A 21,980-nucleotide genomic window follows, 5' to 3' on the forward strand; every position below is an offset into this window, starting at 1 on the left:
TTACTTAACCTTCATTATTTCTACACGTGAAGGGCAATATGCGACCCCAACCACTTCTCTACCGCCAGTAACAATTATCTTACGTAAGGGCCAACGCTGATCGAGTTCAACTCTTTCTCCATCTAAGCTAGCAACCCCGATATACAAGAAATATTCACCACTAGGAATGTTCAAAGGAAATGTAAAGTCAATATTATATTGACCATTTTCAAGGTCTAAATTTCCTTTTGCTAATAAGGTATTATCGCCGGCAACATCCACACCCTTAGCATTTCTTAACGAAAAGCCAATAACGACCGATTTTTGTGCCACACTTGAATCTAAATAACAACGTAACAGAACATCACTCCCGGGTTTAAAGTGTGTCTCTTTTTGTCCATTTTCGTTGTAAAATTCAACGGCAACTATTTTAGTCGTACCTGAACCAAACCTTACTTCTTTTATATCACCAAGCTCATCGTCGTAAGATTTATCTTTGACTTTTTCTTCTTGCCCTTCTAAATCAAAATCTTCACCTAAGTTTCTGATTTTCTTTTCATAATTTTTAGCCGAAGAAATAACATCATCACTGTATTCAATTAATTCTCCGTTTTGCATTATCATTACCGATTGGCAAAATCGAATAATAGATTGAGTATCATGCGATACAAATAAAATGGTAATGCCTCTCTTTTGCAATTCTTGCATTTTGAGCATGCACTTCAGTTGAAAACCTGCATCTCCAACACTCAGTGCTTCGTCTATCATCAACACATCTGGTTCAACATTGATAGCAACGGAAAAAGCCAATCGTGCGAACATTCCGCTACTATATAAACGAACGGGTTGATGAATGAAATCACCAATGTCTGCAAAATTTAAAATACCATCTAGTTTTTCAGTCACTTCATCTTTCGAAAAACCGAGCAATGTTCCTTGAAAGTATATATTTTCCAACCCCGTATATTCAGGATTAAAACCAGCACCGAGCTCCAATAATGAAGAGATTCGGCCGTTAACATTCACAGATCCCGACGAAGGTGTTAATACACCCGTTAATATCTTTAATAGTGTGCTTTTACCCGCACCATTCTTGCCAAGAATACCAACTGTACGCCCTTGGGGGATTTTAAAACTGACATTTGACAGTGCATGGAATTCTTTATGCCTGGAGGTTGATGTCAGCGAAACAGCTTCCAAAAACCTGTCCAATGGGCGATGATATAGTTTATATACTTTATTTAAATTCGATACTTCAATCATATTACTAATCATCACAATACATCCGCAAAATGTGGTCGTAGGCGTTTAAAAATGACCATAGATAAAAACAACAAAACTAAAAGGCCGCCCCAAAAGATCATTAGTTCTTGAGGTTTCTCCCAAAACCATACTTGCTTGATCATTGAGTCTCTAAAACCTTCAACAATGTAATAAAACGGGTTAAGCTTCAGTATATTGGCAGCACTTCCTTGGATAGTATCAATATTCCAAAAAACAGGAGTTAGCCAGAAGCCAAATTGAATCAACATCGCTACAATTTGAGTTAAATCGGAGAAGAAAACAACGACTGAACTTGTTAGCCAAGCTAAGGCAAGCAGTAACAAAGATGCGCAAGAAATATAGTAGAAAAGCTGTAACCAATATAAATTTGGTTCAAAGCCATAAAATACATACAACCCGCACAGCAGGACAACAAAAAAAGAATGTACAATAAGTGCTGAACCTATTTTTACAACTGGTAATAGGGAAACTTTAAATACTATCTTCTTAACTAAAAAGCTATTATCTGTTATTGAAGCGCACCCACTACTCAGTCCTTCTACTACAAAGAACCATGGTATAAGCCCACAAATAAGCCATAGAAAAAAAGGCACCTCACTTTGAGGCGCGGCTTTAAAACCAAAGGTAAAAACTAACCACAATGTCAATGCTGTTGCACAAGGTTGTATAAAAGCCCATAAAAAACCTAAGTAATTAGTCAAATACCTAGATTTTAAATCATTAGATATTAAATTTATGAGTATGCGTCTATCTTTTAAAAGAGATATTATGAAGTTCATTCGAGCCTCTAGTTAGAACCATTAACATTTTTCTTATTAATAACTTGATCTTAATCTTAATCTTAATCTTAATCAAACAGTACCATAAGATAACCACTTATAATAAAAAACACTAATTCCAAGCCCTCCAAATGAATCTAAATTAAGAAACCCATGACTTTTTTACAGTAAAAATCGAAAGAATTCGCATATAAAGCCATAAATACAGCAACTAGCCGTAATAAATTTAGATTATTACCTCAATAACTCACGAATTATACCAAAATATGAATTTTATTATTTTTTGTATCTGTTTAATTGAATGTAAATGCACTTTCTAAATCTAAGCCAATTTTATCTTTTGCAGACAAAATTGGCTCTCCTAATACAGGCCACTGAATATTTAAAGTTGAATCATCCCACTTGATAGATATTTCAGCATTAGGGTTATAATAATCCGTACACTTATAAACAAACTCCGCATCATCACTCGTCACATAAAAACCATGCGCAAACCCTTCAGGCACCCACAACTGTCGTTTGTTTTCAGCAGATAAATATTCTCCTACCCATTGACCAAACGTTGGTGAGCCTTTTCGAATATCAACGGCCACATCAAACACTTCGCCAGAAACAACGCGAACTAACTTGCCTTGTGTGTTCTCTGTTTGGTAATGCAGGCCGCGTAAGATACCTTTCTTCGATTTAGAGTGATTATCTTGTACAAATTGAGTCGGTTTGCACGTTACTAGTTCTTCGAATTGCTTTTGATTCCAGGTTTCCATAAAGAAACCACGCTCATCACCAAATACACTTGGCTCTATGATTTTTACATCAGGAATACGAGTATCGATTACTTTCATTTTATTATTCCGTATACGCTTGAATATTGTTTAACGCGGCCTTCCAATCGCTCGCTTTAACCGAGAAAACTAGCGTGATTTTTTCGGTACTTAATCGAGAATTGCTTGGGCGTTTGGCGGGGGTTGGGTATTGGTCAGTGGTAATACTCGTTAAGCTTGGCTTATTTGCAAGCACTCCTTGCTTAACCGCAACATCAAAAATGGTATCAGCAAAGTCAAACCAACTGACATGAGGCAAACCTGAGTAATGGTAAACACCGTAATCAACCGCATCACCCTGAGTAATTTTCTGCGCTATTTGAATCAATGTATTGGCAATATCTCCGGCATACGTAGGCCCGCCAAATTGGTCACCCACAATACTCAGTGCATCTCTATTTTCACCTAAACGCAACATGGTTTTGACGAAATTATTGCCGCTCTCACCAAATACCCATGCTGTACGAAGGATAATGTGTTTCTCACATGCTTCAGCGACCGCTATCTCACCCGCTAACTTGCTTTCACCGTAAACACCTTGTGGATTAGTAGCATCCGTTTCCACATACTCGCCCACTTTATTGCCTTCAAACACATAGTCGGTCGAAATATGCAAAATGGCTGCACCAACACTTTGTGCGGCTTGCGCTAAGTATTTAGGGCCATCACGGTTTATCGCGTAAGAAAGGTCGACTTCCTCTTCAGCCTTATCAACCGCTGTGTGAGCTGCGGCATTGATAATGATAGTAGGTTTAAATTCAGCAACCGCTGCACTGACTGCCTTCTGGTTGGTAATATCAAGATGCTCTCTATCCAAACCGCATACAGTGATATTTCCGTTATTGACCAACTGCTGAGTTAAGCAAGAGCCCACTTGACCGTAACAGCCTGTAATTAATACACGCATTAAACTACTACCTTTTTCTGAGCGTCAGTCACTAACCGAGTCAAGTACTGGCCGTATTCATTTTTCATCATTGGTTTAGCGAGCGTCAAAACTTGCTCATCGCTCAGCCAACCATTACGCCACGCGATTTCTTCTAAACAAGCGACTTTCAAACCTTGAACATTTTCAATCGTTTGAACGAAAGAAGAAGCTTCATGAAGGCTTTCATGCGTTCCGGTATCTAACCAAGCAAAGCCACGTCCCAGCAGTTCAACATTCAGCGAACCATCGTTAAGGTACATTTCATTCAGTGTGGTAATTTCTAACTCACCACGATGAGATGGCTTCACTTGCTTGGCCATTTCAACCACACGATTGTCGTAGAAATACAAACCTGTTACGGCATAGTTAGACTTTGGTACTTCCGGCTTTTCTTCAATTGAAATTGCCTTCATTTCATCGTCAAATTCAACCACACCAAAACGTTCTGGGTCTTTCACTTGGTAACCAAACACTGTCGCGCCTGATTCTCTTGAAGCAGCACTTTGTAGTGTTTTAGAAAAAGATTGACCATAGAAGATGTTATCTCCCAGAACTAGACACACGCTGTCATCACCAATGAACTCTTCACCGATAATAAACGCCTGAGCTAAGCCATCAGGGCTTGGCTGAATCGCGTATTCAAGGTTAACACCAAAATCAGAGCCATCACCCAGCAGGCGTTGAAAGCCAGCATTGTCTTCCGGTGTAGTGATAATCAAAATATCTTTGATGCCCGCCAGCATTAGTGTTGAGATTGGGTAAAACACCATGGGTTTGTCGTAAATCGGCAAGAGTTGTTTGGATACGCCGCGAGTCAATGGGTATAAACGAGTGCCAGAGCCACCGGCCAATACAATCCCTTTCATTATTGATTTCCCTTTGATTCTGTTGTGTCTACACCTAAACGTTCACGTTGGTAACTACCATCTTGTACATTTTGACACCATACCGAGTTATCTAAATACCATTGCACTGTTTTGCGAAGGCCGGTTTCGAACGTTTCTTCAGGCGTCCAATTTAGTTCACGCTGCATTTTGCTCGAGTCAATCGCGTAACGACGGTCGTGACCAGGACGATCTTGAACGTACGTGATTTGTTCTGCATACGCAGAACCCTTTGGTACTAACGAATCTAGAATGTCACAAATCGTCTTCACGACTTCGAGGTTTTTCTTTTCGTTGTGACCACCGATGTTGTAGGTCTCGCCTACTTTACCTTCGGTCACTACTTTGTAGAGTGCTCGCGCATGGTCTTCTACAAATAGCCAGTCACGGATTTGATCGCCTTTACCGTAAATAGGTAACTCTTTACCTTCTAGCGCATTAAGGATAACCAATGGGATCAATTTTTCAGGAAAATGATAAGGGCCATAGTTATTTGAACAGTTGGTTACGATGGTTGGAAGGCCGTAAGTACGTAACCATGCACGCACAAGGTGATCGCTCGATGCTTTTGACGCCGAGTATGGACTTGATGGCTCATACGAGGTTGTTTCTAAAAACATCGGCAGGTCAGTGCCTTCAGGAACCTCATCTGGATGCGGAAGATCACCGTAAACTTCATCGGTCGAGATGTGATGAAAACGAAACTCCAGTTTTGCACTGCCTTCAAGCGCATTCCAGTATTCGCGAGTCGCTTCTAGCAACGTGTATGTTCCGACAATGTTCGTTTCAATAAACGCGGCAGGGCCTGTGATTGAACGGTCAACATGCGACTCTGCCGCAAGATGCATCACTGCGTCTGGCTTGTGTTCAATAAAAACACGGTCAAGCTCTACTCGATTGCAAATATCGACTTGCTCAAATGCATAACGTTCAGACGAATCCACTTCGATAAGAGATTCTAAGTTACCTGCGTAAGTGAGCTTATCAACGTTGATCACGCTGTCAGAAGTATTATTTATAATATGACGTATAACTGCTGAACCGATAAAACCAGCGCCACCGGTGACTAATATTTTCACAAAAACTCCTAAAATAAAACTTGAAAATCATAGACCTAACAGGTAGTAGTGAACTCCATCAGGTACGCTACCGCCCTTCGGTAACAAAGCGACAACCAAACTACGCATTAAAATTTAAAAATGTAAATATCCCTATTATCTATGTAACAGTGGATATAATCAAAAAAAAATCAGGTGGTCGGTATGAGGTAGTTAGTACTATGTGCACCAAATCCAAAACCTCGCTATACTCCTGACCTAGAGTTTTTCGCCCAATAACGAATAAGAGTTCAAGATATGCAAGAGTTAGTTCCATTTGTTCAAGAGAATATGATTTTAGCCATCGTATGGATCGGCTTGGTTGTTGCCATCATTGCGAACGTTATCAAGACATCAAACGCAGCTTATAAAGAGATCACGGCAGCGCAAACCACACACATGATTAACCGCGAAAACGGTGTTGTGGTTGATATTCGTACTAAGGATGAGTTCAAGAAAGGCCATATTACTGACGCAGTTCACATTTTACCGTCAGATATCAAAGCAAATAACTTTGGTAGCCTTGAAAGTCACAAAGCAGACCCAATCATCGTAGTATGCAAGACGGGTCAAACCGCTCAAGAAAGCGCAAACTTGCTGGTTAAAGCAGGTTTCGAAAACGTAAGCGTGCTGAAAAGCGGCTTAGTGGCTTGGAGCGAAGCTAACCTTCCTTTAGTTAAAGGTAAGAAATAGGTTAAAGGTAAGAAATAAGCTGACCGAGTAAAACGATATTACTTTAGGGCTTTATTCGACTGATATGATGAACAGAGCCTAATTATAAATTTTTAAGGACAAGAAAATGGCTGAAGCAGCACAACAAGACGCACAACAGAACTTCGCAATCCAACGTATTTTCCTAAAAGACGTCTCTTTCGAAGCGCCAAACTCTCCAGATATGTTTCAAAAAGAGTGGAACCCAGATGTAAAACTGGACCTAGACACTCAAAGCCGTGAGCTTGGCGAAGGCGTTTACGAAGTTATCCTACGTCTAACTGTTACCGTTAAGAATGCAGAAGACACAGCATTCCTTTGTGAAGTTCAACAAGGTGGTATTTTCTCTGCAAGCGAAATGGAAGCTGGCCAACTGGCACATTGCCTAGGTGCATTCTGCCCGAACATCCTGTTCCCATACGCGCGTGAAACAATTTCTAGCCTAGTAGTTAAAGGTACGTTCCCACAATTGAACCTAGCTCCAGTAAACTTTGATGCTTTGTTCATGAACTACCTACAAAATCAAGCTCAACAAGCTGAAGGCGAACAAGCTTAAGTCTCAATGTAGTCTTAACGCTTAGCGAATAAATGACCAATAAATAACTAATAAACGAACGGCCAACAAACGGCTATTTTTATTAGAAGATGGCCTTTTATTCGATAGCTAGTTTTTGTGAAATAATTAGTTTTAAATGCACATCGCAGCTTCTGCGATGTGCATTTTTTATTTACACTGTACTTTGGTAGAGCGCTTTTTCTTCTTAGTAAAGAGTTTCTCCAAAACTCTTCGATTTCCCTCATTATTTTTAGGTGGAAGCATGACAGACACAACTCGCCCGACTAACACGGCAGACGCTTACGGTAAAGACAGCGCTTACGGTAAAGACATTGCGATGACAGTGGTAGGCGCCGGTTCTTACGGAACCTCTTTAGCGATATCTCTAGCGCGTAACGGTGCCAATGTTGTTCTTTGGGGACACGACCCTGTTCATATGGCTCGTCTTGAATCTGAGCGTGCTAATAATGAGTTCCTGCCAAATATCGACTTTCCAGAAAGCCTAATCATCGAATCCGATCTTGAGAAAGCAGTAACAGCAAGTCGTGACCTTCTCGTTGTTGTGCCTAGCCACGTGTTTGGTATTGTTCTAAACAGCCTGAAACCTTACTTAGGTACGGATTCTCGCATCTGTTGGGCGACCAAAGGCCTAGAGCCAGAAACAGGCCGCTTACTTAAAGATGTCGCGCACGATGTGCTGGGTGATGGGTACTCGCTAGCGGTTCTATCAGGGCCTACTTTTGCCAAAGAGTTAGCGATGGGCATGCCAACGGCTATCTCTGTCGCTTCACCAGATGAAGTATTCTTAGAAGAGCTGCAAGAGAAGATCCACTGCGGTAAAACATTCCGCGTATACGCAAACTCAGATTTCATCGGCATGCAACTTGGCGGCGCGGTGAAAAATGTTATCGCAATTGGCGCAGGCATGTCGGATGGCATTGGTTTTGGTGCCAATGCTCGTACTGCACTGATCACGCGTGGCTTAGCTGAAATGAGTCGCTTAGGCGCTGCACTGGGTGCACAACCCGAAACCTTTATGGGTATGGCAGGGCTGGGCGATCTAGTACTAACCTGTACTGATAACCAATCACGTAACCGTCGTTTTGGATTGGCTTTAGGTTCAGGTAAAGACGTCGATACTGCACAAGAAGAGATCGGCCAAGTGGTCGAAGGCTATCGCAACACTAAAGAAGTTTGGTTACTATCCGAACGTATGGGTGTTGAGATGCCAATTGTTGAACAAATCTATCAAGTGCTGTATCAAGGGAAAGATGCCCACTTAGCGGCACAAGATCTGCTTGCTCGAGACAAGAAGTCAGAGCGATAACATCGCTTATTAAGTCGTGGAATGAAATAGATAAAATGGATGGAAAAATGAAACACTGTGAACAGCAAAAGGTTTGGCAATGCATTGTGAAGGAAGCTCGACAGCAGTCAGAGCAAGAACCTATGCTTGCGAGTTTTTACCATGCCACCATTATCAACCACGAAAGCTTAGGCGCTGCATTAAGTTATATCCTAGCCAACAAGCTAAAGACGGCTTCAATGCCCGCAATGGCGGTGCGTGAGGTGGTTGAACAAGCATTTAAGCAAGATCAATCGATTATTGATGCGGCTGCTTGTGATATCTGCGCGACGGTAAATCGAGATCCTGCGGTCGAGATGTACTCGATGCCTCTGCTTTATCTGAAAGGCTACCACGCTTTGCAAGGTTACCGAGTGGCTAACTGGCTATGGAAGCAAGGGCGTATTGCGCTTGCTACTTACCTACAGAACCAAATTTCGGTTGCTTGCCAAGTGGATATTCACCCAGCCGCTCGTATCGGTAAAGCGATCATGCTCGACCACGCCACCGGTATCGTGATTGGTGAAACAGCCGTCGTCGAAAATGATGTATCTATCCTTCAAGACGTGACTTTAGGTGGTACGGGTAAAGAAGGTGGCGATCGTCACCCTAAGATCCGAGAAGGTGTAATGATCGGTGCCGGCGCTAAAATACTTGGCAATATTGAAGTGGGTGAAGGCGCGAAAATTGGTTCTTGCTCTGTGGTTCTTCAAGCCGTTCCGCCTCATACGACTGTCGCTGGTGTTCCTGCAAAAATTGTTGGAAAACCGAAAACTGACAAGCCGTCTTTGGATATGGATCAGGGGTTTAACGGTCGTTCTCAGAACTTCATCCATGGTGATGGGATTTAAGGGCAGATTCGAGATCCGACAAATAACCGATAGCCGAGATGCGAAAAGACTCGCAGCAGATGCTGATTATTAATAAGAGCAAAATGACGATAATGATGAAACCCGTTCAATCAATGAGCACTGTTCTTTTGATATCTGCCAGCCTTGGTGTTGCTCTTTTGTCTTCATCATCATTTGCTGCATCTCAAGGTGAACTGAAAGGCGTATCAAGCGAAATCTCTCGTCAACAGAAAGCGCTCTCTTCCCAGCAAAAGAAACTCGATAGCCTACAGGCAAACCTCAAGAAGCAGGAGCTGTCTATCGCTTCACTTGAAAAAGCGATTCTAGACAGTAAAAAGCAGCTCAATACCGCTAATGCTAATATTGCTAATTTAGACACAAAGATTAAAGCGCTCACTGCACAGAAAAAAGTCCAGACAGACAAGTTAGAGCAGCTCATTCAGACTTACTACATGACGAGTCGATCTAAGGCTTCTTCTCACATTCTCAACACCGGTGTAGAAGAAGATCGCATCAGTCATTATTACCAGCACCTTGCCAAAGCTCGCTCCGCAACCATTAAAACGATTGAACAGACGCAACTCGAATTAGAAGAAAGCCACAAACAGCGTCAACTCGAGCAAGAACAAATTGCAACATTGTTAAAACAGCAAACCACAAAGCGTGACAAGTTGTCTCAGACTCAAACACAACGTAAGAAAACCGTTGGCAGCATTAAGAAGAATATTTCTGGCGACAAAAATTACTTGGCTGAACTTCAGCGAAATGAAACTCGCCTGAAAGCTGAAATAGCAAAAGCAGAAAAAGCGGCTCGAGAACGACGTAATGCAGTACCGATGGATGGCCTAGCAAAACGTAAAGGTAAGCTACCTTGGCCGATCAAAGATAAAGTTCTACATAACTACGGTTCACGTCAAACGGGGCAAATTAACTGGAAAGGCATGGTGATCAACGCCAAGTACGGTCAGCAGGTAAAATCCGTTTACTCAGGTACGGTGGTATTTTCCGAGTATCTGCGAGGCTATGGTTTAGTGGTTCTTCTCGACCATGGTAAAGGTGATATGACGCTCTATGGCTTTAACCAAGCACTACTGAAGAAAGAAGGTGACAAGGTTAAAGCGGGTGAAGCCATCGCGCTTGCCGGTGACACTGGCGGCCAAACACGCCCATCATTGTACTTTGAAATTCGTAGAAACAGCCAAGCTCAGAATCCAAAGAGCTGGTTGGTTCGATAAAGAGCAGATACGGGATGCGAGTATCTTTCTTCGAATCCCGTATATCGCTTACTCGTCTCTTTCTATTTAGAGTTCAACGCCCTTACACCATCTTCCAATAATGTCAGCTGCTCAAAACCTTGAGCTGTCGCAATCGGTTTAACCGTCGCGATCATCTGCAGCATTCCTTGATGAACCACTTGTTCGGTAATTTGAGCTTTTGGAGACATCGCAGATTGATACGCCAACCAACCTGATGCAATCAAGTGAAGAGACGTCACCATCGACTTCATTTCTGCATCTGTTGCCTTGAGCAAATTCAATTCAACGAAGGCTCGCATGATACCCACAAGGTTGGTTTGCAGCTTTTCTTGTACAGCCATGTAATCAAGGTGGAGCTTTTCATCACGAGACAGTATTTCAGGTAGGTTCGCATAGAAGAATCGGTACTTCCACATCAGCGTGAAGATAGAATCTAGGTAGCGCTTGAGTAGCGTGAGGCTTTCTTGTTGCCCTTGAATCGGTGTGAACCTTTCAAGCAACTCTGTCGAATAGAGAGTAAAGATATCACGGACAATTTCTTGTTTGTTGCGGAAGTGGTAGTAGAGATTACCAGGGCTAATTTCGATATGCTCAGCAATATGATTGGTCGTAATACTGCGCTCGCCGTGCTCATTAAAAAGCTCTAGAGCAGCATAAACAATCTTGTCACGTGTTTTCATTGGTAATAAGTGTCCCTATCCGTTTAGAGGTTCAGTATATCGCCACTAAACGGATAGATCGAGCTGTTAACATCTGGTCGAATTAGCAAACGCTAAAATTCACCTTCAACCGTCACACCTTTGATCAATCACAGCTGTCATTAATCGCTCGTGTCATTAATCTTAATCACTCGTACAATCAATCGCTACTGTAATCAATCGCTGCCAAACAGGTCTCGTGTGTACACCTTATCTGCTACGTCTGCGATTTCTTCTACCATTCTGTTAGATACAATCACATCCGATACGGTTTTAAAATCTTCAAGGTCAGAATAAACTTTAGAGTTAAAGAAATGCTCTTCTTCCAATACCGGCTCATACACGACGACTTCGATGCCTTTGGCTTTTAAACGCTTCATGATCCCTTGGATGGAAGAAGCACGGAAATTGTCAGAGCCCGCCTTCATGATCAAACGATAAATACCGACAATTTTAGGCGAGCGCTTAATAATTGAATCCGCAATGAAGTCTTTTCGGGTACGGTTTGCATCAACAATCGCACCCACAATATTGTTTGGTACATCTTGATAGTTTGCTAATAGTTGCTTGGTGTCTTTTGGTAAGCAGTAACCACCGTAACCAAATGAAGGGTTGTTGTAATGATTGCCGATACGAGGGTCTAAGCCAACACCTTCGATGATCTGACGAGAATCCAAGCCATGCGCTTCCGCGTAAGAATCAAGCTCATTGAAATAAGAAACTCGCATCGCTAGATAAGTATTTGAGAATAACTTTACTGCTTCTGCTTCCGTTGAGTGAGTAAACAGTACGTCGATGTTTTCTTTTTCCGCACCTTCCACAAGAAGATTCGCAAACACTTTAGCGCGTTCAGAACATTCACCAACGATAATACGTGATGGGTGTAGATTGTCGTACAGGGCCTTGCCTTCACGCAAAAACTCCGGAGAGAAAATGACGTTTTCGCAATCTAACTCTTCACTGATCTGCGCAGTGTAACCTACAGGAACCGTTGATTTGATCACCATTACCGCATTAGGGTTTATGCTCATAACATCCTTAATAACAGATTCAACAGAAGATGTGTTGAAATAGTTATTTTTAGGATCATAATCGGTTGGTGTAGCAATGATAACGAATTCAGCGTCTTCGTAAGCTGCCTTGTCAGTTGTCGCTCTAAAGTTTAGCGCTTTGCTTGACAGAAAGTGTTCAATCTCATTATCAACAATCGGTGATTTTTTGTTATTAAGCATTATCACTTTTTCTTCAATGATATCGACCGCTACCACTTCGTGATTTTGTGCTAATAACATCGCATTGGATAACCCAACATACCCTGTCCCAGCTATTGCAATTTTCATACTCATACCTATAGCTTCGAGTTATTTACTCGATTTAATTCATATTTTATCTAGCCATATCATACTCTGGTTAGGGAATTATTCCACTAGCCCGCTTTATCCATTCCTTGCTATACTCGTGACAGTTTTGTATTCAAAAGAGTTAGAAAATTATGATTATCGTAACGGGTGGTGCTGGCATGATTGGCAGCAATATTGTTAAGGCGCTTAATGAAGCGGGCCACAACGATATTCTAGTCGTCGACAACTTAAAAGATGGTAAGAAATTTAAGAACCTTGTAGACCTAGACATCACGGATTACATGGATCGTGATGACTTCCTAACTCAAGTCATGGCCGGTGATGATTTTGGTCATATTGAAGCTGTTTTCCATGAAGGAGCATGCTCTGCTACCACTGAGTGGGATGGCAAATACATGATGCTCAACAACTATGAATACTCAAAAGAGCTACTTCATTACTGTGTTGAACGTGAAATTCCTTTCTTGTATGCCTCTTCAGCTGCAACTTACGGTGAAACCGACACTTTCATTGAAGAACGAGAGTACGAAGGTGCATTGAATGTCTACGGCTATTCAAAACAACAATTTGATAACTACGTTCGTCGCTTAACCGCGGATGCAGCAGCACACAACGAAACGCTTTCGCAAATCGTAGGGTTCCGTTACTTCAATGTTTATGGTCCACGCGAGCAACACAAAGGCAGCATGGCCTCTGTCGCTTTCCACCTAAACAACCAAATGAATGCCGGTGAAAACCCGAAATTGTTCGCAGCTAGCGAAACCTTTAAGCGTGATTTTGTGTATGTGGGTGATGTCGCGGCTGTAAACTTGTGGTTCTTAGAGAATGGGGTATCTGGCCTCTTTAATCTAGGTACTGGCAATGCTGAGTCGTTTGAAGAAGTCGCCAAGGCAGTTATCAAGCACCATGGTAAAGGCGAAATCGAAACGATTCCTTTCCCTGAGCATTTAAAAGGCGCTTACCAGGAATTCACTCAAGCAGACCTAACGAAGCTTCGCGGTACAGGTTGCGATATCGAGTTTAAAGCAGTAGCCGATGGCGTTGCTGAGTACATGAAGATCGTAAACGCTTAACGGTATATTTCAGATTAGGACCAATAATACACCCTACTTTTAGCGTGTATTATTGGGAATGTCTAACGAATATAATCATTCCCAGAGTGACCGATATTAAGTTAACTCTCTGATTTAAATAATGTAGTGAATGAATGACCACACAACGCAATGATTTTGATCCAAAAGCTTACAATCCTGAGTTTGAATGGGGTTTTCTAGCACCTAAATACTGGGGAACTTGGATCGCTGTTTTGTTATCGTCTTTAGTCTGCTTCTTACCTAATAGCATTCGTTTAGCATTAGTTAAGTTTATGGCTAAGCAAGCTGTAAAAATTAAGAATAAGGCTAACCGCCGGGCTCGAGTGAATCTTGAGATGTGTTTCCCTGAGCAATCTATCGAAGAGCGCGAAGAAACTCTCTATCAGTCATACGTTACTTCCATCTCATTTTTGATGGGATTTGCTTCACTGACACTCAAGAGTAAAACTTGGCTAGAGAATAACACTTCGATAAACGGCCTGAGCAACCTAACCGATATTACAGACAGTGGCGAGAATGTGATCTTGCTGGTGCCACACACATGGGCTATCGATATCCCAGCGGTATTATTAGCTTCACGCAATTTACCTGTATCTGCGATGGCGAAAGCACAAAAAAACAAACTCAGTGACTGGCTAATGCACCGACAGCGCGTGCAATACGGCGGTCGTGTTTATGATCGCAGTGGTGGTATCAAACCTTTCATCAAGTCGGTACGTGATGGGTACCTGGGTTACTACCTCCCTGATGAAGATCTTGGCCGTGAGCACAGTGTCTTCGTTGACTTTTTCGCGACTCAAAAAGCAACTATCTCAGGCCTTGGTCGCCTATCAAAACTAAGTAAAGCTAAAATTGTGCCCTTGTTTGCTCAATACGATAGCAGTACAGGCCAATACGCCTTGGACTTCTACCCTGCTCTACCCTTCCCAACAGGAAGCGAAGAAGAGGACGCACGTATGATGAACCAATGTATTGAAAATTACGTGAGCAAAAACCCAGAGCAATATATGTGGATCTTAAGGCTGCTTAAGACTCGTCCTGATACTGATAAAAACCCTTATAGAGTATAATATACATGCTAGAAATATTAAAAAAATACAATATTTTTTCATTTATAATAATCTTACCGATATTTTGGGCTTTCAGTGGGTTATTCATACTAGATAATGGTAGTAAGGTACTTAATGCTCTAGTCCCTCTTGCTTTTATTATCCGGTTAATTCACCTTGGTTATAGTGACATACCTAGCACTATTAAAAGTAATAAATTCCTTTGGATATTAATTTTTGGGTTTTCCTTATGTATTGTTGCTTATTTTACTTACGGAGTATCATCGAGTAGTTTTAGAGTTATTAGCTTGGTAACACTATATTTAATCATACTTCCTAGAATTTATATAAATGAAATAAATTTTAGACATTTAATTTGGTTACTATCTGTCAGTTTCCTAATCTTCCTATTTTTGCAATACCTAGATGGGAATTTACTCAACAGGTATTGGAGTATAAACCCAATAAGAATTGGGATTATCAGTGGTTTCACCTCAGTTATTAACCTGTATTACTTTATAAATAGCAAAAACAAAAAGCATCAATGGATAAGCTTTTTTTTAGCTTTTGCAAGTTTGCTCCCTTTGATTTTATCTTTATCCCGAGGACCATGGATAGCTTATTTTTTTGGTTTGGCTATTTTAATAGTAACTTCTTTAAATTTAAAAAAAATAAATATAAAATCTGTAGTTTCTATTTTGATAATTATAGTTGTCACAGGTGTTTTTTTAGAAAAACCTATAGAAAACAGGATTATTGAAACTAAAACAGAGCTTGAACGAATTAAAAATAATGATATGGGCTCGTCAATTGGTTTACGGTTTCAGATGTGGCATGCTGGTATCGAAATAATAAAGAATAACTGGTTAATCGGTGTTGGTGATAAAGGTCAAATTAAAGTGAAAGAAGCTATGATTGATCAAGGTATATATACTAAAGAAGCAGCACACTATGTACACTTTCATAATCAATGGATAAATGACCTTGCTAAATATGGTATCATAGGGCTATTACTCACCCTTTCTCTCATTATTTACCCATTATATAAAATAAAACCTGGTCAAAATAAAAACATGTTTTTTATTCTAATTGGTATGTATTTGGTATTGAGCATTACTGATATGCCATTTGAACGAGCACATCAATTTTACTTCTATTTAATATCAACCTACATATTAATTATCAGCAATCAAGAAAATAACACAGAGTCAAAATTTCAATGAAGTTTATAATAATTAGTGCCGTATATAACATGTCTAACATGCTAAAAAAAAATATCGACATTTTAAAGTCACAGACTTTCAGTAACTTTGAAGTTTATTTCGGTGATGACCTTTCTAATGATAGTAGTTGTAAGGTCATAGAGGAGAACATTAAAGATGACCATAGGTTTCATCTTATTCGACACAAAAAAAAATTGTACTCTATTGGAAATATTGCAGAAACCATAAAATGCGCAAACCCGAATGATGATGACGTAATTGTGCTTATTGATGGAGATGACTCTCTTGCAAATTCAACCTCATTAGAGTACTTAAAAAATGAGTACGAAAAACACCAATGTTGGATGACCTTTGGCTCTTATACCGTTAACGGAAAGAGAGGAATAAACTGCTCATCCTATCCTGTATTTGTCGAAAGATTTAATTTATTCCGATTTGCAAAATGGCGAGCTAACCATTTAAAGACATTTAAATTCGCTTTATGGAAAAAGGTTGACCCTTCAAGCTTTACCTTAACAAAGAATGAGCAGAAACGAGTACTCAACTCTTACTTATTTACTGGTCGTATTCGATCTTGGTCAGAAGCCCGAAAAATTAGATATGAGGACTTAGTTACAAATGACGAGAGGTACACTCGACGCTGTAGTGATAAATACATAACATTGCCATTACTAGAGCTTTCTGGCTCTAGAGCTATATATATAGATAAGGTACTTTACCATTATCTAGGTCCTCAAGGCCCACATGATTTTGGAAGTAGTAGTAAAAAATGGTCACAAAGGTTATTACGAAGTGCTGTGACTTTTAAGCCTAGATACAAAAAATTAAAGAATCTATAATAATCATGGATATTGTATACAGCAACAGATCAATTGTGGGCAATACTCTCGTTGAGTGTGCCTTTTTTGACTATAACAAACCTGTCGTTATCTGCTTCAACCCTGCGGGTAAACTGCTTTCTGAGAAGCAACTACACTCTGGCGCACATGCCTGGGGCTTTAAATTTATCTCTTCGCTTGGTATCAACGTTGTTGCGATCAATACTTTATCTCTGAACCACTGGTTTCTTTGCTCAGAATTTGAGGAGTATGTCCCAAAACTTGCAGTATTGCTAAAGCGATTTCCAGAACGTTTGGGCTACGGGGCGAGCATGGGGGCATTTGCCGTAACATATTACGCCGGTCAACTTAACATCAATAGAGCTCTGCTTTACTCTCCTCTTCAACCTCCAAAACGTGACCATAACTTTGATTTTACAGAGTGTCACAGCACTCATTGGAGCATAATCTACGACCCGTTTAACGAAGAAGATAAAGCCATTGCACATTTATACCCAGCACAATCACACTACCTACATTTTTATGGTGTAGGCCATCAAGTAATCGAATCGATAGCAAAAATTAAATACCTTAAGCCCTTATTCTTACAGTTTTATGCGGGACAAATAGCAGACGTCGAGTTTTATAAACAACAAACAAAAAAAAGAACGTTAATCCGTTACTATAGCTACATGGATCGTAACCCAACAAAAAAAAATACTTTCAAGCGTAAAGCTATCATTAAAAAAAACAAACTTTTGTTTATCTTGAGAAACTCCGACCTACTGTATAAGCAAGTCGCTAATAGAATTTCTAAAAGTATTCAAAAACGTATCAATAAAATAATCGAGGAACGGTCACTCTAACAAATCTAGATATACATCTAACGTTGCCTGAACACCTTGTTCTACATTAAATTTATCGATAACTCGTTGTTTTGCCGCTCTGCCGAACTGTTGACACAATTCTCGGTCGTTATAGAGCTTAAGTATGGCATCGGCAAGCTGCTGAGCGTCACCTGGAGCTACCACCAGCCCTGTTTCACCATTAGCCACTAATTCAGCGTTGCCTCCAGTATCGGAAACTATAGCTGGTACACCATATGAATTCGCTTCCAAAACAGCTCGGCACAAACCTTCACGCTTGGTTGTGGGCAGAATAGTCAAATCAGAAGCAGCAGCTACCTCAGGGGCGTCTGTACGGTACCCTAAAGCATGAATTCGGTTTGGCTTACCGCTACGATTTATCATTTCTTGTATTTTTTCAGATTTAGGATCTGCACCTACAAGCAAGACATCAAGATTAATATCTGTTGGTAAAAGACTAACTGCGTCCATTAATACATGCAGGCCTTTTCGTGGTCTGAGGTTTGCAACTAATGATAACTTAAAGCTATCATTAGGAAGATTGAGTGATGACAGATCTGCTGCTGATTTCTGATACCACGACTGATCATGCCCTTTGTACACGGTCACAGGTTTATTTTTATCCCCCCAAATATGCTGCTTTAGATCATCTCTCACTTTATTGGCAACGCATATGATTTTATTCAGCCTTGGATGAAGCATATTAATGTAGCTGGTAGGATCAAAACGACTGATATTGCCAGTTTGTCCTCTATAGGCAATGACTTTAGCTTTGGTGCCTATAGCTGCCGTTGCCCCGTTACTGCAAGCAATGTTATTAAATAGGTGAAGAATATCGATATCTTCAGAGGTAATGAGCTGTCGAATCTTTTTTATCGTAGATGTCGATAATTTTTTATCTAGCGGATCAGTTAAAACCTTAATACCCTGCTTTTCAAAATAATCTATCAACCCTGATCCTGGATTACAAAGTACCGTCACATCTACGGCTCCAGAATGATGTAAGCCAATGATTTGAGAGGCCTCAGGTCGAATAGGATTGATATTAGGGCGACTGTGATGGGTTACAGCGAGTAGCTTAATTTTTTTCATATTTATCTATCACTTAATCATTGGACAATTAGGGGCATAACTCAGAGCTCTAAAGCGTTACCACCACCTCCAATAACCGAGCTTTCTTCTCAGCTTAAAATTTCTAATTAAATTTAGTGGTTTTCTTTTGAGTGAGCCTAGCCCTGACTCGATGAGTTCATTACTCGCATTAAGTACACGCTTGCTAGACTGTCCATCTTGGTCAGGATGAATAAACTCAGAATAATCCTCAACCTCTTTCATTAAAGAGTCAGGTTTGCTTAACGCATATTCTATCGCCGGCTCTACATCATTACTATTCTCAATATTATGTAGGTGAGGCATAGGGTTCTGATTACGAAATGTCACCACAGGCTTCCTTTGAAGCAAAAACATTAGTAACACAGAAGATGTATCACACAGCATTACATCAGCTGCCTGTAAAAGTGGAATCACGTTATCAGTTTCAACAAACGTTAAGTTTTCACTCTCTAATGATTTATACATATCAACAATATCAGATGACATTTTAGGGTGAAACTGTACTAACCACCGCCATTTCCCACTTTCAGACATTCGTTTTACTTCATCGTATAAGTGTGGAGCACAAGTTAGGTTACGAGAGAATGTGGAGCACATCAGAACGGTTGGCCGTGAGTCGTGCTCATTTAAATATGGATTGTCACTTTGTTTAGAAAACAACGGATCTAACATAGGCCAACCTGTTTCTTTTACATCGAAAAAACCATGTTTAGTTTTTAATTTTAAAAATGGTTCAGTCGTTTGCGGCCCTTGCGTGCAATAGAGGTCAAAACTACCTCGAATCGCATAATGTTTTCCTTCTCTTTTCCCAGAATCAAAACCATGAAAGACTCCCACCTTAACCCCTGGGATAAAACTAGGAACGACATTACCCGGTACAAATACCGCATCAGGACTCCATTGGTTCACCTCAACTATACTGTTTAATTGAACCTCGTCATGTAATAGAAACCTACCATCAACTTCATTCCCCTCTAAGAACCAACGCACTTCGCCTTGGTGTTCCAAGATTACTTTTTGTAATGGGCGCAATATTGCATATGAATAATTTTGTGATATATACATCAAATAGCGACGTTTTTGGCAGTTCACAGTTTATCTCTTTAATGCCTGTTTTCTAAAATAACATTCTAACTTAAGATAGAGTTAATCTACGATGTTTCTTCGTTTTACTCTCAAAGTTTTTATATTTTTATGCTTATACGACTTATCTATACTCTCATATTGTCATTAGCTTCTCCGCTACTGCTGTATGGGCTTTATAAGAGCAAACCTGGAAAGCCAAGTTTTGGTCAGCGTTGGAAAGAACATTTCGGGATCACACCGCAAACTCAAGGTAAGAATCCTATCTGGATTCACGCAGTATCGGTTGGTGAATCGATTGCCGCCGTACCGATCATCAAGCAACTGAAGCAACGAGATCCAAACCAAGCCATTATTGTCACCACGACAACCAGCACGGGTGCAGAACAGATAGAAAAACTCGGTGATTTAGTCGAGCATCGCTACATGCCGATTGATTTTTCTTGGTGTATTCGAGGTTTTTTGAAGACTGTTCAGCCTAAACAGATGCTAATCATGGAAACCGAGTTATGGCCAAATACACTGCACTGCGTCGCGAAAGCTGGAATCCCCATTTCGGTACTCAACGCTCGCCTATCTGAACGCTCGTGCCAGCGTTATGCTAAATTCCAAGCCGTTTTTGATCTCTTAGCCAAAAATCTCTCTCAAGTACTTTGCCAATACCCAAGTGATGCTGAGCGTTTTATACGATTAGGGTTAGATAAAGCATCTGTGCATGTGACTGGGTCGATCAAGTTTGATATTGAAGTTTCAGCTGAACAAGTATCAAAAGGCAAAGCGTTACGTGAACAAATTGGCTTTGAACGCTGTGTGTGGATAGCAGCCAGCACTCATCAAGGCGAAGATGAAATTATCTTAGACGCTCATAAACAGCTCCTTAAAGACAATCCTAATACTTTGCTGATGATTGTGCCTCGTCATCCAGAGCGATTTAATCAAGTGACGGAACTGGCTAAACAACACCAATTCAACACCATTACTCGAACGAGTCAGCAACCAATCACCTCTAATGTTGAAGTGTATATTGCGGATACGATGGGAGAAATGTTGGTATTACTCGGCGGATCTGATGTGTGCTTTATGGGAGGGAGCCTTGTGGGCGATAAGGTAGGTGGCCACAATCTTCTAGAGCCTGCGGCACTGCAGTTACCTTTACTCAATGGCCCTAGCTATTTTAACTTCAGCGAGATCACAGACAAACTACTTGAAGCTCAAGCTGTCACTATTAGTCAAAACAGTAATGAAATTGCAGGCCAGCTAAGAGAGCTATTCTCTCAGCCTGACTTGCGTAAAAACAGAGGCTTAGCGGCTTATCAAGTGGTTGAACAGAACCGAGGGGCGTTGAATAAAACCTTGGCATACATTCTTAATTAATGGCCATTCTTAGCTAATGGCCTTCTTAGCTAGTCACCACTCTTAACTAACAGCAACTAACCTTGGTAGCCTTGCAATAACAGTTCCCAATCCGGCTCTTGCCATTGAATCTGGCGCTTGTTCACTTCTTTTAAGAACGAGCGCTTTAAGCGATTCAAGTTGCCTTCTTTCCAGTCATCACCCGCTTGATGACCACACTTATCAAAATCAATGATCCACACCCTTTGCGAGTCATCAAGCAAGATATTATGAATGTTGAGATCGGTATGATTAACCCCAGCATCGTGCATCTTGCGTACCTCTTGCCCAATTCGACGATAAATATCCGCATCTATCGGGCCATTGACCAAGACATCAACCAGATCTTTGGCATTGGGAATTCGTTCAGACATTAAGTCCGCTCGATAAAGTAGTCCGCTTTTAATGGCTCTAGCAGCAATGGGCTTCGGTACATTCACACCTGCGTTTGCCAATGCCTTGAGAACATTAAGCTCCATCGCACAGCGCGTGTTTTCCCAATCAGAGAAGCGATATTGGTCTTCGACGAGCTTCCCAAACAATCCGCCACGGCGATAATGGCGCAATGCGGCCTGTATTCCATCAAGCTGAATGAACCATGTGGTACCGCGTCCTTGAGCACTGCCTGAAATGGCGTCTTGTTGCTGCCAATATTCAGCCTCAAAAATCTGAGCGATATCGCCCTCTGGTACCTGAGCCAAAAGTTCAGGGTCGTACCAAATTGTTTGGTTCTTGGTGCTAATCGTTTCCATCTATGAGGCCTTTGGGTCGCTTTTCGTCATTGCTATTTTA

Annotated in this window: 22 protein-coding genes; 11 read left to right on the top strand and 11 right to left on the bottom strand. The window is 40.9% G+C overall.

Going from position 1 to position 21,980, the window contains the following annotated elements; all coding sequences use genetic code 11:
• The 6 genes from ACFI6G_RS17270 to rfbB form a co-directional block, all read right to left on the bottom strand.
• The gene (locus tag ACFI6G_RS17270) at nucleotides 1-1,242 is read right to left on the bottom strand and encodes an ABC transporter ATP-binding protein (protein WP_372225475.1); all 1,242 of its coding nucleotides are present in this window, start codon (nucleotides 1,240-1,242) and stop codon (nucleotides 1-3) included.
• 11 nt (nucleotides 1,243-1,253) lie between these two features.
• Nucleotides 1,254-2,042 (bottom strand): ABC transporter permease, encoded by a 789-nt coding sequence (locus ACFI6G_RS17275; protein ID WP_462710366.1) that lies wholly within the window; start codon nucleotides 2,040-2,042, stop codon nucleotides 1,254-1,256.
• A gap of 293 nt (nucleotides 2,043-2,335) precedes the next feature.
• On the bottom strand, nucleotides 2,336-2,884 hold the full coding sequence (rfbC, locus tag ACFI6G_RS17280) for a dTDP-4-dehydrorhamnose 3,5-epimerase (RefSeq protein ID WP_462710367.1): 549 nt from the start codon (nucleotides 2,882-2,884) through the stop codon (nucleotides 2,336-2,338).
• Between the two features lie 4 nt (nucleotides 2,885-2,888).
• Complete coding sequence (gene rfbD, locus ACFI6G_RS17285) at nucleotides 2,889-3,770, bottom strand: dTDP-4-dehydrorhamnose reductase (protein WP_462710368.1); 882 nt, start codon at nucleotides 3,768-3,770, stop codon at nucleotides 2,889-2,891.
• Nucleotides 3,770-4,657, bottom strand: a complete 888-nt coding sequence (rfbA, locus tag ACFI6G_RS17290; protein WP_462710369.1) for a glucose-1-phosphate thymidylyltransferase RfbA — start codon at nucleotides 4,655-4,657, stop codon at nucleotides 3,770-3,772. The genes rfbD and rfbA overlap by 1 nt, the downstream gene beginning before the upstream one ends.
• Nucleotides 4,657-5,754 carry a dTDP-glucose 4,6-dehydratase gene (gene rfbB / locus ACFI6G_RS17295; protein ID WP_462710370.1) on the bottom strand — a complete coding sequence of 366 codons (1,098 nt, stop codon included), beginning with the start codon at nucleotides 5,752-5,754 and terminating at the stop codon, nucleotides 4,657-4,659. Before rfbB ends, rfbA begins: the two co-directional genes overlap by 1 nt.
• 276 nt (nucleotides 5,755-6,030) lie before the next feature.
• Between rfbB and ACFI6G_RS17300 the strand changes: the two genes are divergently transcribed.
• The 5 genes from ACFI6G_RS17300 to ACFI6G_RS17320 all read left to right on the top strand — a co-directional run bounded on the left by ACFI6G_RS17300 (nucleotide 6,031) and on the right by ACFI6G_RS17320 (nucleotide 10,470).
• Nucleotides 6,031-6,465: a rhodanese-like domain-containing protein gene (locus ACFI6G_RS17300; protein WP_010433842.1), complete on the top strand. Its 435-nt coding sequence runs from the start codon at nucleotides 6,031-6,033 to the stop codon at nucleotides 6,463-6,465.
• 106 nt (nucleotides 6,466-6,571) lie between these two features.
• On the top strand, nucleotides 6,572-7,039 hold the full coding sequence (gene secB, locus ACFI6G_RS17305; RefSeq protein WP_009847959.1) for a protein-export chaperone SecB: 468 nt from the start codon (nucleotides 6,572-6,574) through the stop codon (nucleotides 7,037-7,039).
• Between the two features lie 262 nt (nucleotides 7,040-7,301).
• A complete protein-coding gene (gene gpsA / locus ACFI6G_RS17310; protein WP_016789196.1) occupies nucleotides 7,302-8,366 on the top strand; it encodes an NAD(P)H-dependent glycerol-3-phosphate dehydrogenase in 1,065 nt (354 codons plus the stop codon).
• A gap of 47 nt (nucleotides 8,367-8,413) precedes the next feature.
• Nucleotides 8,414-9,235, top strand: coding sequence for a serine O-acetyltransferase (gene cysE / locus ACFI6G_RS17315; protein ID WP_009847961.1), 822 nt, complete (start codon nucleotides 8,414-8,416; stop codon nucleotides 9,233-9,235).
• An 83-nt stretch (nucleotides 9,236-9,318) separates the two neighbouring features.
• The gene (locus ACFI6G_RS17320; protein ID WP_462710371.1) at nucleotides 9,319-10,470 is read left to right on the top strand and encodes a murein hydrolase activator EnvC family protein; all 1,152 of its coding nucleotides are present in this window, start codon (nucleotides 9,319-9,321) and stop codon (nucleotides 10,468-10,470) included.
• Nucleotides 10,471-10,532: 62 nt separating this feature from the next.
• Here the strand turns inward: ACFI6G_RS17320 and ACFI6G_RS17325 are convergent, their stop codons facing one another.
• Both ACFI6G_RS17325 and ACFI6G_RS17330 read right to left on the bottom strand, forming a co-directional pair.
• Nucleotides 10,533-11,171 carry a TetR/AcrR family transcriptional regulator gene (locus ACFI6G_RS17325; protein ID WP_010433829.1) on the bottom strand — a complete coding sequence of 213 codons (639 nt, stop codon included), beginning with the start codon at nucleotides 11,169-11,171 and terminating at the stop codon, nucleotides 10,533-10,535.
• A 194-nt stretch (nucleotides 11,172-11,365) separates the two neighbouring features.
• Entirely contained in the window at nucleotides 11,366-12,529 is a 1,164-nt protein-coding gene (locus tag ACFI6G_RS17330; RefSeq protein WP_462710372.1) for a nucleotide sugar dehydrogenase, read from the bottom strand.
• Between the two features lie 152 nt (nucleotides 12,530-12,681).
• Here ACFI6G_RS17330 and rfaD point away from each other — a divergent pair, with 152 nt between their 5' ends.
• The 5 genes from rfaD (at nucleotide 12,682) to ACFI6G_RS17355 (ending at nucleotide 17,600) form a co-directional block, all read left to right on the top strand.
• Nucleotides 12,682-13,623, top strand: coding sequence for an ADP-glyceromanno-heptose 6-epimerase (rfaD, locus tag ACFI6G_RS17335; protein WP_462710373.1), 942 nt, complete (start codon nucleotides 12,682-12,684; stop codon nucleotides 13,621-13,623).
• 134 nt (nucleotides 13,624-13,757) lie between these two features.
• Complete coding sequence (gene lpxM / locus ACFI6G_RS17340) at nucleotides 13,758-14,714, top strand: lauroyl-Kdo(2)-lipid IV(A) myristoyltransferase (protein ID WP_161750260.1); 957 nt, start codon at nucleotides 13,758-13,760, stop codon at nucleotides 14,712-14,714.
• A 5-nt stretch (nucleotides 14,715-14,719) separates the two neighbouring features.
• On the top strand, nucleotides 14,720-15,916 hold the full coding sequence (locus ACFI6G_RS17345) for an O-antigen ligase family protein (protein ID WP_462710374.1): 1,197 nt from the start codon (nucleotides 14,720-14,722) through the stop codon (nucleotides 15,914-15,916).
• Nucleotides 15,913-16,755: a glycosyltransferase family 2 protein gene (locus tag ACFI6G_RS17350; RefSeq protein ID WP_462710375.1), complete on the top strand. Its 843-nt coding sequence runs from the start codon at nucleotides 15,913-15,915 to the stop codon at nucleotides 16,753-16,755. Before ACFI6G_RS17345 ends, ACFI6G_RS17350 begins: the two co-directional genes overlap by 4 nt.
• A gap of 5 nt (nucleotides 16,756-16,760) precedes the next feature.
• Nucleotides 16,761-17,600: a hypothetical protein gene (locus tag ACFI6G_RS17355; protein WP_161750255.1), complete on the top strand. Its 840-nt coding sequence runs from the start codon at nucleotides 16,761-16,763 to the stop codon at nucleotides 17,598-17,600.
• Here ACFI6G_RS17355 and ACFI6G_RS17360 read toward each other — a convergent pair.
• On the bottom strand, nucleotides 17,592-18,692 hold the full coding sequence (locus ACFI6G_RS17360) for a glycosyltransferase (RefSeq protein ID WP_462710376.1): 1,101 nt from the start codon (nucleotides 18,690-18,692) through the stop codon (nucleotides 17,592-17,594). The two genes, ACFI6G_RS17355 and ACFI6G_RS17360, sit on opposite strands and share 9 nt — an antisense overlap.
• Nucleotides 18,693-18,749: 57 nt before the next feature.
• Nucleotides 18,750-19,805: a CDP-glycerol glycerophosphotransferase family protein gene (locus tag ACFI6G_RS17365; protein ID WP_462710377.1), complete on the bottom strand. Its 1,056-nt coding sequence runs from the start codon at nucleotides 19,803-19,805 to the stop codon at nucleotides 18,750-18,752.
• 102 nt (nucleotides 19,806-19,907) lie between these two features.
• On the opposite strand from ACFI6G_RS17365, the gene waaA reads away from it, so the two are divergent.
• Nucleotides 19,908-21,170: a lipid IV(A) 3-deoxy-D-manno-octulosonic acid transferase gene (gene waaA, locus ACFI6G_RS17370; RefSeq protein WP_372029549.1), complete on the top strand. Its 1,263-nt coding sequence runs from the start codon at nucleotides 19,908-19,910 to the stop codon at nucleotides 21,168-21,170.
• A gap of 56 nt (nucleotides 21,171-21,226) precedes the next feature.
• Here waaA and ACFI6G_RS17375 read toward each other — a convergent pair whose 3' ends face one another.
• Nucleotides 21,227-21,940: a 3-deoxy-D-manno-octulosonic acid kinase gene (locus ACFI6G_RS17375; RefSeq protein WP_016788461.1), complete on the bottom strand. Its 714-nt coding sequence runs from the start codon at nucleotides 21,938-21,940 to the stop codon at nucleotides 21,227-21,229.
• Nucleotides 21,941-21,980: the final 40 nt, after the last annotated feature.

The organism is Vibrio sp. PSi01, from assembly GCF_054960695.1.